Annotated in this window: 11 protein-coding genes; 5 read left to right on the top strand and 6 right to left on the bottom strand. The window is 62.2% G+C overall.

The genetic code is table 11. The features are described from left to right. Positions 1-2: 2 nt before the first annotated feature. From RFM40_RS01710 to RFM40_RS01720, 3 genes are all read right to left on the bottom strand, one after another. The gene (locus RFM40_RS01710; protein ID WP_320277028.1) at positions 3-893 is read right to left on the bottom strand and encodes a carbohydrate ABC transporter permease; all 891 of its coding nucleotides are present in this window, start codon (positions 891-893) and stop codon (positions 3-5) included. Beyond that, positions 890-1849 carry a carbohydrate ABC transporter permease gene (locus tag RFM40_RS01715; protein ID WP_320277029.1) on the bottom strand — a complete coding sequence of 320 codons (960 nt, stop codon included), beginning with the start codon at positions 1847-1849 and terminating at the stop codon, positions 890-892. Before RFM40_RS01715 ends, RFM40_RS01710 begins: the two co-directional genes overlap by 4 nt. Before the next feature lie 77 nt (positions 1850-1926). Continuing rightward, the gene (locus tag RFM40_RS01720) at positions 1927-3408 is read right to left on the bottom strand and encodes an ABC transporter substrate-binding protein (RefSeq protein WP_320222987.1); all 1482 of its coding nucleotides are present in this window, start codon (positions 3406-3408) and stop codon (positions 1927-1929) included. A gap of 216 nt (positions 3409-3624) precedes the next feature. Between RFM40_RS01720 and RFM40_RS01725 the strand changes: the two genes are divergently transcribed. From RFM40_RS01725 to RFM40_RS01745, 5 genes are all read left to right on the top strand, one after another. Further along, complete coding sequence (locus tag RFM40_RS01725) at positions 3625-4335, top strand: GntR family transcriptional regulator (protein ID WP_320277030.1); 711 nt, start codon at positions 3625-3627, stop codon at positions 4333-4335. 54 nt (positions 4336-4389) lie between these two features. Beyond that, positions 4390-5556, top strand: a complete 1167-nt coding sequence (locus tag RFM40_RS01730; RefSeq protein WP_320277031.1) for a mandelate racemase/muconate lactonizing enzyme family protein — start codon at positions 4390-4392, stop codon at positions 5554-5556. Positions 5557-5618: 62 nt separating this feature from the next. Beyond that, complete coding sequence (locus tag RFM40_RS01735; protein WP_320273572.1) at positions 5619-6977, top strand: mandelate racemase/muconate lactonizing enzyme family protein; 1359 nt, start codon at positions 5619-5621, stop codon at positions 6975-6977. A gap of 104 nt (positions 6978-7081) precedes the next feature. Continuing rightward, positions 7082-7408 (top strand): NIPSNAP family protein, encoded by a 327-nt coding sequence (locus RFM40_RS01740; RefSeq protein ID WP_320222991.1) that lies wholly within the window; start codon positions 7082-7084, stop codon positions 7406-7408. Between the two features lie 9 nt (positions 7409-7417). Next, positions 7418-8617, top strand: a complete 1200-nt coding sequence (locus tag RFM40_RS01745) for a mandelate racemase/muconate lactonizing enzyme family protein (RefSeq protein ID WP_320224962.1) — start codon at positions 7418-7420, stop codon at positions 8615-8617. A 113-nt stretch (positions 8618-8730) separates the two neighbouring features. On the opposite strand, the gene RFM40_RS01750 is transcribed toward RFM40_RS01745, so the two are convergent. From RFM40_RS01750 to RFM40_RS01760, 3 genes are read right to left on the bottom strand one after another with little or no spacing between them, the layout of a single operon-like run. Continuing rightward, a complete protein-coding gene (locus RFM40_RS01750; RefSeq protein ID WP_320277032.1) occupies positions 8731-9546 on the bottom strand; it encodes an alpha/beta hydrolase in 816 nt (271 codons plus the stop codon). Between the two features lie 8 nt (positions 9547-9554). Continuing rightward, positions 9555-11042: an NAD-dependent succinate-semialdehyde dehydrogenase gene (locus tag RFM40_RS01755; protein WP_320277033.1), complete on the bottom strand. Its 1488-nt coding sequence runs from the start codon at positions 11040-11042 to the stop codon at positions 9555-9557. A 19-nt stretch (positions 11043-11061) separates the two neighbouring features. Further along, on the bottom strand, positions 11062-12288 hold the full coding sequence (locus tag RFM40_RS01760) for an iron-containing alcohol dehydrogenase (RefSeq protein WP_320277034.1): 1227 nt from the start codon (positions 12286-12288) through the stop codon (positions 11062-11064). Positions 12289-12316 lie beyond the last annotated feature (28 nt).

Consider the following 12316-nt stretch of genomic DNA (forward strand, 5'->3'; position numbering starts at 1 on the left):
TCCTAATGCTTGACCGCGCCTTCCGTCAGGGCGCGTACGAAGTATCGTTGCAGGACGAGGAAAAGGACCACGACGGGCACGCTCATCATGAAGCTGGCCGCCATCAGGCCCGGAAAGTCCGTCGTATTTTCCGAGAAAAAGCGCTGGATGCCGACCGGCAGGGTCAACTGTTCGTTCTTGGAGAGGAAGGTGTAGGCATAGATGTATTCGTTCCATGCGCCGATGAAGGAATAGATCGCGGTGGCGATGATCCCCGGCGTCGACAGCGGCATCACGATTAGGATGAAGGCTTGGAACCGCGTCGCTCCGTCGATGCGCGCCGCCTGCTCGAGCTGCACCGGGATGTTGTCGTAAAAGCCTTTGAGCAGCCAGATCGCCAGCGGCAGGCCGAATGTGAGGTAGGTGAGAATAAGCGAGCCATGCGTGTTCACCAGCCCGAGCGCGCGCATCAGGATGAAGAGCGGCACGAGAAAGATCACCGCCGGGAACATGTTGCGCAGCAACACGGCGAAGAACAGGAAGTTCCGGCCCGGGAAGGTGAAGCGCGAAAACGCGTAGGCCGCAGGGACAGCCACGATCACCGAAAGGATTGTCGTGGCGGTGGAAACGAAAAGACTGTTCCAGAAGAAACGGAGGAAGTCCTGGCCGACGCTATTCTGCGGATCGAGCAGCTTCTGATAGCTGGCAAGGGTAGGCTCGTCAGGCCACCATTGCGGCGGGAATTGCATCGCCGCGAAGCCGGACTTGATCGAGGTGATCAGCATCCAGATCATCGGCAACGCAGTGTAGAGCAGCAGGAACACCAGGAAGATGCGCCCGCCCCACCGCCATCCGTCGACGCGCATGCGGCGACGGGTCCGGCCTCGAGGTGCTGTCTCGGCAATCGTGCTCATGCGCTCCCATCCTTCCGCTCGTTGCCGCTTAGCGCGCGGACATAGAAGTAGCCGAGCGTCATCAGGATGAGGAACAGAAGCACCGAATAGGCCGCTGCCACTCCCCAGCGCTGCCGGCCGAAGGCGAGCTCATAAATGTGGGTGATCCAGATATGCGATGCGTTCGACGGCCCGCCGCCGGTCATGATCCAGGGGATGATGAAGGAATTGAAGTTGGCCACCGCCAGCAGCAGGATCGTGACCGTCGAGACGTTTCTCAGGTGCGGGAAGGTGACGTGCCAGAACCGCTGCCATGCATTGGCCCCGTCGACCTTCGCGGCGCGCAGCAACTGATCGGGGACTGTCTGCAGGCCGGCCATCATCATGATCATGGCAAACGGAAACTCGCGCCAGATATTGACGACGATCAGGGAGGGCAGCACCGTGCCGACGCTGTCGATGAAATTCGGCGGCCGGTCGGCCAAGCCGAGGCCGACCAGCACGGCGCCGATGATCCCAAAGTCCGAATGGTAGATCCACTTCCAGATGTAGGAGGCGGCGACCGCGCTGATGACCCAGGGAATGATCAGGATAGCGCGCAGGACACCACGGCCGATGAACTCACGATGAAGTGCCAGCGCGGCGGCAAACCCCAGGACAAACGAGATGAAAGTGGATCCCAATGTCCAGACAAGAGTGTTCCAGGTGACCTTCCAAAACACCTGACTGGTGAGAATGGCCGTGTAGTTGTCGAAGCCGATGAAGGTTTTGTCGCGGAGCTGCAGGCCAGGCGGCGTGTTGAAGAAGGACAGCTCGATCGTGTAGTAGATCGGATAGGCGATGACGATCAGCATCACGGCGATCGCAGGGAGCACGTAGGCGTAGTCCGCACGGTGCTCCCAAATCTTCCGCGGCACGCCCGACCAACCAGGTTGCAATCTTCGGCGAGCCTCGGCCTTGCCGGTCACGATCGTCACTTTCGCCTGCCCTTATTCTTCGGAACGAACCGGCCGCACTTTCGGCGCAGCCGGTATGATCGCAGGTCAGGCTTCGGCTAGAGTCCGCCGCCCATCAGGTCTTTTACCTTCTTGGCCGCATCGTCCGCCGCCTGGTCGACGGTCATCGCTCCGGTCAAGGCGTTCTGCAGCATGTCGGGGACGATGATGTTCATGATCTCGGGGGACTGCGGCAGCGCCGGGAACGGAATGCCGTATGGCAGCATCGAGGTCGTGACATCGAGGAACTTGATGCTGTCCAGACGTTCCTTCATCCATTTGGTCTTGAAGCCGTTAAGGTTGCCCGGATTCGAGCCGGCGTAGGCCATTTTCAGCGACCATTCAGGGCTCGTCCACATGCAGATGATGGCCTTTGCAGCCGGCTCGTCAACCTTGCCGCCCTCGACATATTCGGGCTTCAGGATGTGAATGTTCGAGCCGCCGAACACCACTGCGCGCTTGCCGTCGGGGCCAGTCGGAATCAGGCCGTAGCGCATGTTGTCGATAACGGTCTGGGCCTTGTCCTTGTCGGTGCCTATCGCCTTCTTCTGCAGGTCGAGCATCACATTGTAGTCGGAAGGGTGCGAGATCATCATGCCGAGCTGGCCGGCGAGGAACAGGGGCTGGTTATCGGCCTGCTGGTTCGTGAGTGCCGAAACCGGAACCGACTTGTCGCGAACATACATGTCGTAGGACGCTTGCAGCGCCGCCTTGCTCTGCGGGCTATCGAGCTCGATCTGCTTGTAGGTGGGATTCGCGGTGGCTTCGTCGAAGACGCCGCCGCCATAGGCCCATAGCTGCGGCATGAAGCGGTACGGCGTATTGCCTGCATTCTTGCGAGCCACGAGGCCGTAACCGGCTATGCCGAGCTTGTCGTGGATCTGCTTGGAATATTTGACGACGTCGTCCCAGGTTGCCGGAGCCTTGTCCGGATCGAGGCCCGCGCGCTTGAAGATGTCGGCGTTCCAGATGAACGCCATCGTCTCGTTGTTGGTCGGAATGCCGTAGGTCACCCCGTCCCAGGTCACGGCCTTCATGGCGCCGGGCCAGAAATCCTCGGTCGAATACCCCACATCCTCGGGCTTGAGCGGCTGCAGGTAGCCCTTTGAGGCAAACTCGGTGCCACCCAGGATTTGCAGGCGGACCGCCATCGGCGCGGCATTGCCCAGGAGCGCCGTACGGAACTTGTCGAGAAGGTCGTTATAGGTGAGGGCTTGTTCCTCGAGCTGGATGTTCGGATAGGTCTTGCGGAAGGTCTCGAAGAAATCCTTGTAGTATTGGCGCAGGAGGTCGGGGTCGCCCTCGAACACGCCCTGATACCAGAAAGTCAGTCGCCCCTTGTAGTCGAGCGGGGTGACCTTGGCGCAATCGGCCGCCGTGTCAAAATCCTGCGTGCCCGCAATCGAGCGCACATATTCCGGCGACCACTTGCTCAGGTCGACAGGCGGCGCACCCAGCGCCGAGGCCGACATCAACGATGCCATTAAAGCCGTCGAGACAGTGCCACGCAGGACGGCACCGCCGAGTGTAATCCTCCTCATAGGTCTCCTCCAGGTTCTCTCCCATGCCGCTCTGCGTCGAGGCAAGCGGTCCTTGCTCGTTCGATCGCGGGACATTTTCCGGTTCTATGTATCCCTTCGACCACTTTGTACGTTTTCAGATCACAGATTGCCTGTCAACGAGCAGAATCGTACATTGTTTTATCGAAACCGAGCGTGATATAGGGCAGGGTGTGTATTGACTTGGGGGAACTGGCCTTGACCGAAACGAGCGATTTTAAAGCGCAGCCACCCGTGGGGATTGACCCCATAGGGGCGTCCAGCGAGGGCGCCTCGCTCTATGAGCTGATCAGGGAAGACATCATCGAGGGACGGCTGGCCGCCAACGAACGGCTAGTGGTCACCGATCTCGCCCGGCGTCACGGCACCTCGACCAACCCCGTGCGCGAGGCGCTCCAGCTGTTGCGCGGCGAGGGCTTCGTCATCTTTGCCCCCAACCGCGGGGCGCGCGTCCGACCCATAGATCAGGAATTTGTGCGCGATATCTATGAGATCGGCGTTTTGATCGAGCCGGCCCTGACGCGATGGTTTGTGAATATGGCTACCGGCGAGGACATCGCCGAACTCGAACGTATCCAAGGCCTGATCGAAGAGAACAACTTTGCCGATACAGTCAGGCACAGCGAGCTCGATACCGCCTTCCACACCGTGATGTACCAGCGGCACTATAATCGCCATGCCGCCGAGCTTTGGTGGAAGCATCGGGAAGTGCTACGAGCCGTGAGCCGGCGTTTCGATTTCACGCTGGCGCGACGTGCCGCGATCCTTCGCGAGCACCGCGAGCTCATCGCGCTCGTGAAGGCGGGAGATGCCGACAAGGCGGCCGAACTCGTTGCTCGCCATGTCGAGGGATCCGGCCGACACATCCTCGAACACATGCGTGCGCGCAACGCCGCTCGGGCCGGATAGAACATCCGGTCCAGAACATCGTTATCCTGACCACTTCGGACAAAGGTAGTTGAGATGAAAATAACGAGCATTCGGCCGTGGCTGATCAGGTCCGACGCTTCTTATTGGGGCGAGTACCTGTTCGTCGAAGTGACGACCGACGAGGGGGTGAGCGGCTGGGGAGAGATCACCACCACGACAAAGCTCGCCAACCGCGCTCTCTGCACGATCCTGCGGCAGATCGGTGCCGCCGTGACAGGCGAGGATCCAGCGCGTATCGAGCATCTCTGGCACAAGATTTTCCGCAGCTTCACCTACATGGGCAGCCGCGGCGCCGCCGTCGAATGCGTGAGCGCCATCGACATAGCCCTCTGGGACATACGGGGCAAAGTCCTCGGCAAGCCGATCTACGAGCTGCTGGGCGGAGCGGTGCGCGACGAAATCGCTCTTTACACCCATCCCAACCAGGCCAAATTCACCAGCAGGGAGGCCGCGGTCCGCGAAATTCGGGATATCGTCGAGTCTGGACATACCGCGCTCAAGTTCGATCCTTTCCCCCACCAGGGCCCCAATGTCGATGGCCTGCCCCGCGAAAGGCGGGACGGCTACCTCGATGGCGGCATGACCCGCAAGGACGAGCGCGAGGCGGCCGAGCTCACGGCCCTGATCCGCGAAACTGCGGGACCCGATGTCGACATCCTCATCGATGCGCATGGCCGCTTCGACGTTCCCACCGCCATTCGGCTGTGCCGGAGCCTCGAGGAAGCCGGCAAGATCGACTGGTTTGAGGAGCCTTGCCCGCCCGAGAGCCTCAATGCGCTCAAGCAGGTGCGCGAGAAGGTCAGTGCCGCGATCTCGTGGGGCGAGCGCGGCCACACGAAGTGGGATTTCGTGCCGGTGCTCGAAAACAAGCTCGCCGACTACATCATGCCCGACGTCACCTGGACCGGCGGCATTACCGAGCTCAAGAAGATTTCCGCCCTATGCGAAGCCTACTACGTCCCGGTCTCGCCGCATGACGCCGCGGGACCGATCAACGTGGTTGCGGGAGCGCAGGTGATGATGACGGTTCCCAACTTCTACAAGCTCGAAACGTCGGAGTGGAACCTGGGCAAGTACGATCACCTCATCGACGCGCCACTCGACGTTTCGAACGGCAGCCTCAAGCTGACGTCGAGGCCGGGTCTCGGTGTCGAGATGGACCGCGACTACCTGCAGGCCCACGAGATCGAGCTGGGCTAGCAACGCTCTGTGCCGGCTCGCGTGCGGGCAATAAGCCCCACCTACCAGAACGAGGACAAGTCATGCCAAAGACGGATGGGGCCGACGAGGCCCTCAATCGCGTGAACACGAATTCCAAGCCGTCCGACCTTCGCATCACCGACATGCGGGTAGCCGAGATCGTCGGCGCGCCGTTCACCTCGGCGCTGCTCAAGATCTACACCAACCAGGGCATCGTCGGTCTTGGCGAGGTGCGCGACGGCGCCAGCGCCACCTATGCGCTGATGCTGAAGAGCCGGCTGCTTGGCGAGAACCCTTGCGATGTCGACCGCCTGTTCCGCCGGATCAAGCAATTTGGCGGTCATGGGCGGCAGGGCGGCGGCGTGTCGGCAGTCGAGATCGCGCTCTGGGATCTCGCCGGCAAGGCCTATGGCGTTCCGATCTACCAGATGCTCGGCGGCAAGTTTCGCGATCACGTGCGCGTCTACTGCGACACCGACGCTGAGAAACCGAGCGGCACCGAGACCGGAAAGCGCCTCAAGCAACGCATGGACCGCGGGTTCACCTTCCTGAAGATGGACTTGGGCTTGATGCAGATCGCCCATATCCCGGGCGCGGTGGTCGCGCCCGCCGGCGTGCTCGAAGGGTTTCACGGCAATCCGCGCGGCCGCGGCGGCTCGTTCGAGGAGCGCAAGGCCCGCAACCTCGCCTATGACGCGCAGAATGTGCAGCACCCGTTCACCGGTCTGCATTTCACTGAGAAGGGCATCGACCTGCTGGAGCAGTATATCCACGAGGTTCGAGAGGTCATCGGCTACGAGATCCCTTTAGCCATCGACCATGTCGGCCACATCTCGCTGCAGGACGGCATCCGCCTCTCGCGCCGCATCGAGAAATACGTCCCTGCCTGGCTCGAGGACGTAATTCCCTGGCAATACACCGAGCAGTACCGACAGCTGCAGCAAGCGACCTCGGTGCCTATCTGCACCGGCGAGGACATCTACCTCAAGGAGGCCTTCGAGCCTCTGCTCGAGAGCGGCGGTCTCTCCGTCATCCATCCGGACCTGCTCACCAGCGGGGGCATCCTCGAGACCAAGAAGATCGGCGACATGGCGCAGGATCACGGTGTCGCCATGGCCATCCATATGGCCGAAAGTCCGATCGCGGCGATGGCCGCCGCGCATCTCGCCACCGCGACCGAGAACTTCATGGCGCTCGAATACCACTCCGCCGATGTCGACTGGTGGGGCGATATCGTCACCGGCCTGCCCAAGCCGCTCGTCAAGGACGGCTTCATCACCGTGCCCGACAAGCCGGGGCTGGGCATAGACGATGTGGTCGACGAAGTGATCAGCCAGCATCTGCAGCCCGGTGTCACGGGGATATGGCAATCCACCGAGCATTGGGACAATGAATATAGCTGGGACCGGACCTGGAGTTAGCCCAGACCCCTTGCCCTCATTCCCCCCAGGCCCACAGGGCCAACGACCGACCATTCGTGTCGACCTCTCCCAAGGGAGAGGCGAAGAAAGAAACGGACGAAACCATGATCTACGAACTGCGTATCTATGATTGCCTGCCGGGCAGGCTGCCGGCTTTGCTCAAGCGCTTTTCCGACCAAACGCTGGCCATCTGGGAGAGGCATGGCATCCGCCAAGCCGGGTTTTTCACCACGGCGATCGGCGAAAACAGCAATCGCCTCACCTATTTCCTCGCCTGGGAATCGCTGGCCGAGCGTGAGGCGAAATGGGCGGCTTTCGTCACCGATCCGGCATGGCACGGGGCCCGGGACGAGTCTGAGCGCGACGGGCAGATCATTGCCAATATCAGCAGCCAGCTGCTCACGCCGACAGCTTTCTCGTCTGTGAAATAGGACTGCGCCATGAAGATCACCGACCTCCGCTGTGCCGTCATCGGCAAGCACCCGATCGTGCGCATCGTGACCGACGAGGGTCTCTACGGCCTTGGCGAGGTCGAGTACACCAAGCCTTATCTCAAACCCTGGGTGCTGCATTTCCGCGAGGCGCTGATCGGCGAGGACCCGACCGACGTCGAGCGGGTAATGTTGAAGATCCGCCAACGCGGTTCTTTCAAGCCGTATGGCGCGGCGGTGAGCGCCATCGAGCACGCGCTATGGGACATTGCCGGCAAGGCCGCAGGCGTGCCGGCCTACAAACTGCTCGGCGGCAAGGTGCGCGACAAGGTGCGCGTCTATAACGGTTCGATCCGCCGGAAACGTGCGGGCGACCGGCCGGAGGATTACGCCGCCGACGTCAAATGGATGATGGAGCAGCCGCAGAACTTCTTCATGATCAAGCAGGGGATCTCGTTCCATTCCAACATGAAGGATACCATCGAGGGTTTCCACTACGGCGTGACGCAGAAGAAGGCCGGCTATCACGGTGCCATGGATCAGGGCGTGATCAGCGAGCGCGGCTTCAATCACATGCTCGACTGCGTCATCGCGATGAAGGAAGTGCTGGGCGACAAGGTCAGCCTGGCGCTCGACTGCGGCCCCGGCTGGATGCTGCCCGACGCGATCAAGTTCGCCCGCGCGGTCGAGAAGTACAATTTGATGTGGCTCGAGGACATGCTGACCGGCGACTATGTGCCCTGGGTCAATCCGCAGGCCTATCGGGAACTGACCACCTCGACCTCGACGCCGATCCACACCGGCGAGCAGATCTACCTGCGGCACAATTTCAAGGAGCTGATCGAGACGCAGGCGGTGCGCGTCATCGGCCCCGATCCTGCCGATATTGGCGGTATTGCCGAGCTCAAATGGGTCGCCGAGCACGCCTACATGCACTCGATCCTGATGGCGCCGCACGGCACCGCGAACGGCCTGCTCGGCCTCGGCGCGCTGATCAATGTCTGCGCCACCTTGCCCGCCAACTACATCGCCTTCGAGTACCCGAGCGCCTCCGACCCCTGGTGGGAGGACCTCGTAATCGGCCTGCCGCAGCAGATCGTGAAGGACAGTATGGTGGATCTGCTGGAAGCGCCGGGGCTAGGCCTCGATATCGACGCCGAAGCGGCCAGAAAATATCTTAAGGAAGAGGATGCGGGCTTCTTCGACTGAACCACTTACAACCCTCAAGATGCTGGTGAGGCATCGCAGCAGAAGCGCCATTCTGGGCAATTGATTGCGAGTCCGCCCCGAAGCGACAGGCGAGTTTCGGCAGGCCGACCATTTCAAATGGTCAACACACGAGCCAAGAATGCCGCAGCCTCCGTACCAACCAAGCCGAGGTCGCGGACGCTGCTCATGTGATTGGCCCCCGCAAGGCTGGTGCGTAAAACGGTCAGTCCTTGCTTCTCCAGATGCTCAGTGAAGGCTGCAGCCTGGCTATGGAAGGGTGGAGTCTCATCGGCTCCGACCGAGATCTCGACGGCCACGGATCGATCAAAGCGATGGTCGATCGGCGAAAGTCGACCTGCCTCGTCATCCGTGATCGCGATCTCACCGGCGAGGAAGGAGGTTTGCAGGGGTTTCAGGTCGTAAAGCCCTCCAAGCAGCATGGCAGCTTTTACGCCTGATGGCCGGTTGCCGTCGTTGAAGAGCATGGTTGCGAGATGCGCCCCGGCCGAGTGACCGCTAACGGTGAGCAGCCCGGGATCGCCGCCGTAATTTGCAATTTGCTCGCCCACCCACTTCCTGGCGCGGCGTATCTGGTCGACGATCGTTGCCATCCTAACGGCCGGCATCAGCGCATAGTCGACGATGACAGCGATCGCTCCGGCACTCGTGACGGTGTCGGCGACGTAGGAATAGTCTCTCTTCGAGAACATGCGCCAGTAGCCGCCGTGGATGAACATATGCACCGGCAGGCGATCGCGTGCGCCTTTCGGGAAGAACAGGTCGACGGTTTCGGTGGGGTCTGGCCCGTAGGCGACATCGGCGACCATCGGAATTTTCGTTCTGGTCTCGGCGCTACGGCGGGCGATCTCCGCGACGATGTCGTCGAACTCGGCGACGTGATCACGAATGCGGAATGGATCTTGCGGCATCGGACTGCTCAGATCGTCACGGCGACGTACTTCGCCTCCATGAACTCGGCTATGCCATGCTTCTGACCACCTTCCCGCCCCAATCCGCTCTGCTTGACGCCGCCGAAAGGTGCCGCCGGATCGGACATAAGGCCGCGATTGAGCGCAATCATGCCGGACTCGATCTTCGATGCCACGCGCATGCCCCTCGCAAGGTCGCGCGTGTAGATATAGGCGGCAAGGCCGTATTCGGTGTCGTTCGCCTTTGCGATGACCTCCGCCTCACCTTCGAAGCGGCTGATTGGCGCCACCGGGCCAAATATCTCCTCATGCGCCATTGCCGCCTCAGCCGGAACGTCGCGAAGCACAGTCGGAGGATAGTAGTAGCCTCTGCCTTCAGGGACCGCTCCGCCGCACAGAATTTTCGCGCCGCGGTCAGCTGCGTCCTGGACGAGCCGATCGATCTTGTCCACGGCCTTCCTTGTGATCATCGGCCCACATTCGGTTTCTGAATCCGTGCCGGGGCCGACGTTGAGCGCTGCCATGCGCTTGCGCAGCCCTTCCGCGAAAGCATCATGGATGCCGGCCTGCACGTAGAGCCGATTGGCGGCCGTGCAAGCCTCGCCGGCATTGCGCATCTTTGCGATCATCGCGCCATCGAGGGCTGCCTCCAGATCGGCGTCGTCGAAGACGATGAACGGCGCGTTGCCGCCAAGCTCCATCGAACAGGAGATGACGTGTTTTGCCGCTTCGGCAAGAAGCACGCGGCCGACGCCGGTCGAGCCGGTGAACGACAGCTTGCGCACCCGCGCATCGGCCAGCATGGCCGCCGTCACCGGGCCTGGGCTCGAGGTGGTGATCACGTTGACGACGCCTGGCGGCACGCCGGCTTCTTCGTAGAGAGCGGCGAGCGCGTATGCTGTCAGCGGCGTCTCGCTGGCGGGCTTCAGGATCACGGTGCAGCCGGCTGCAAGTGCCGGAGCGATCTTGCGTGTCGCCATCGCCGCCGGGAAATTCCACGGCGTTATCAGAACGCAAATGCCGATGGGCTGGTAGTCGACCACGATCCGGTTTGCGCCCGACGGCGCAAGGCCGAACTCGCCGCTGATGCGAACCGCTTCCTCCGCGTTCCAGCGGAAGAATTCGGCCGCATAGGCGACTTCGCCGCGCGCGTCGCGCAAGGCTTTGCCGTTCTCCAGGGAAATCAATGCGGCCAAGGTCTCCGCACGTTCGGTCATCAGCTCGAAGCAGCGCCGCAGGATTTCGGATCGCCTGCGCGGCGGGGTCTCGCGCCAGCCGGTTGCCGGCTCTGCCGCCGCTTCGACCGCAGCCGCGGCGTCGGCGAGCGTGGCATCGGGAACCGCCGCGATCACAGCCTCGGTCGAAGGATCGATCACTTCGATGACGCGGCCGTCCGATGAGGGCCGCCATTTGCCGCCGATGTAGAGCCCGTGGGAAAACGTGGTGTAGTCGGACATGTCAGGATCCATGTCGAATAGTTCCGGGGAGATGTTCATTGGGTGCGTGCTCCATCCTTCACATGGCGCTGGCAGCCATGTCGCCCTCATAGGCAGCCCTGACCAACCGCCGCATCGCCGCGATGTCGAACGGACGGGGATTGTTCTTGATCAACCGGTCGATGCCCAACGCCTGCTCGGCCGTCCAGTCGATCTTGTCCTCGGGAAGCCCCAGCTCAGCCAGCGTCCGCGTGATGCCTATGGCGTTGAACAGTCTGGCAACCTCGCCGATCGCCGCGTCTGCCAGTCCGTTGGTGTCGCCGCCCTGGCGAGGCAGGCCGAGAGCGGCGCCGACCTCGGCGATTTCCGCAGCCGCGGTACAAAGATTATAGCGCATCACATAGGGAAGCATGGTCGCGACGCCCAGCCCGTGCGGCGTGTGGGTGAGCGCGCCGACCGGATATTGCACCGCGTGTGCGGCGGCGGTTCCCGCCGTGCCGAAGGCGCAGCCGGCGGCCAGCGCGCCCATCATCATGTCGGCGCGCGCGTTCTCGTTCGACCCCTCACGATAGGCTGTTTCGAGGCTGCGGCCCAAAAGTCTGATCGCCAGCAGCGCGAAATGATCGGTGAGCGCGCTCTTGCCGATGAAGACTTGTCGTTGCGGCAAACTGGGATCGGCGCCGCGTTTTGCGGCGGTGAAGGCTTCGATCGCATGCGTCAGCGCGTCGGCACCGGCGATGGCCGTCAGGGAGGGCGGGCAGGTCGCCGTCAGGTCGGGATCGCATAGCGCCACCGCGGCAATGAGATGGGGGCTGGAGATGCCGACCTTGAGCGTCCGCTCCGGGTCGGAGATCACGGCGACCGGGGTCACTTCCGAGCCCGTGCCGGCCGTGGTCGGCACCGCAATTACGGGAAGGGTCGGACCCGGCACCTTGAATTCACCATAGTAGTCCTGGAGCTCGCCGCCATGGCTGAGCAGAAGCGCGGCGCATTTGGCCATGTCGAGGCAACTGCCGCCGCCGATGCCGATCACCATGTCCGGCTTGAAGTCCTTCGCCCCCGCAATGCAGCCGCCCACACTGTCGCGGGGAACGTCAGGCAAGGTCCGGTCGTAGACGAGTGTGTCGACTCGAGCAGCCTCCAACCCGGCGAGGATTTCAGCAAACTCGGAGGTCTTCGCGAGACGCTCGTCGGTGCAGATGAATGCGCGGCCGCCATATCGGGCGGCAATGGCCGGCAGCGCGTGGCGCTGGCCTTTACCGAACAGGATTTCGCGCGGCAGGCGCGCTGCGGCAAACAGGGTCATGGACCGATGTCCTTCGAAACAGATTGAT

This window comes from Mesorhizobium captivum (genome assembly GCF_033977165.1).
Classification (GTDB): domain Bacteria; phylum Pseudomonadota; class Alphaproteobacteria; order Rhizobiales; family Rhizobiaceae; genus Mesorhizobium; species Mesorhizobium captivum.

Excerpts from the sequence above, each read along its gene's own strand:
- RFM40_RS01750 (WP_320277032.1), bottom strand. The coding sequence starts at position 9,546 with ATGCCGCAAGATCCATTCCGCATTCGTGATCACGTCGCCGAGTTCGAC.
- RFM40_RS01720 (WP_320222987.1), bottom strand. The coding sequence starts at position 3,408 with ATGAGGAGGATTACACTCGGCGGTGCCGTCCTGCGTGGCACTGTCTCG.
- RFM40_RS01710 (WP_320277028.1), bottom strand. The coding sequence starts at position 893 with ATGAGCACGATTGCCGAGACAGCACCTCGAGGCCGGACCCGTCGCCGC.
- RFM40_RS01755 (WP_320277033.1), bottom strand. The coding sequence starts at position 11,042 with ATGAACATCTCCCCGGAACTATTCGACATGGATCCTGACATGTCCGAC.
- RFM40_RS01760 (WP_320277034.1), bottom strand. The coding sequence starts at position 12,288 with ATGACCCTGTTTGCCGCAGCGCGCCTGCCGCGCGAAATCCTGTTCGGT.
- RFM40_RS01740 (WP_320222991.1), top strand. The coding sequence starts at position 7,082 with ATGATCTACGAACTGCGTATCTATGATTGCCTGCCGGGCAGGCTGCCG.
- RFM40_RS01745 (WP_320224962.1), top strand. The coding sequence starts at position 7,418 with ATGAAGATCACCGACCTCCGCTGTGCCGTCATCGGCAAGCACCCGATC.
- RFM40_RS01735 (WP_320273572.1), top strand. The coding sequence starts at position 5,619 with ATGCCAAAGACGGATGGGGCCGACGAGGCCCTCAATCGCGTGAACACG.
- RFM40_RS01730 (WP_320277031.1), top strand. The coding sequence starts at position 4,390 with ATGAAAATAACGAGCATTCGGCCGTGGCTGATCAGGTCCGACGCTTCT.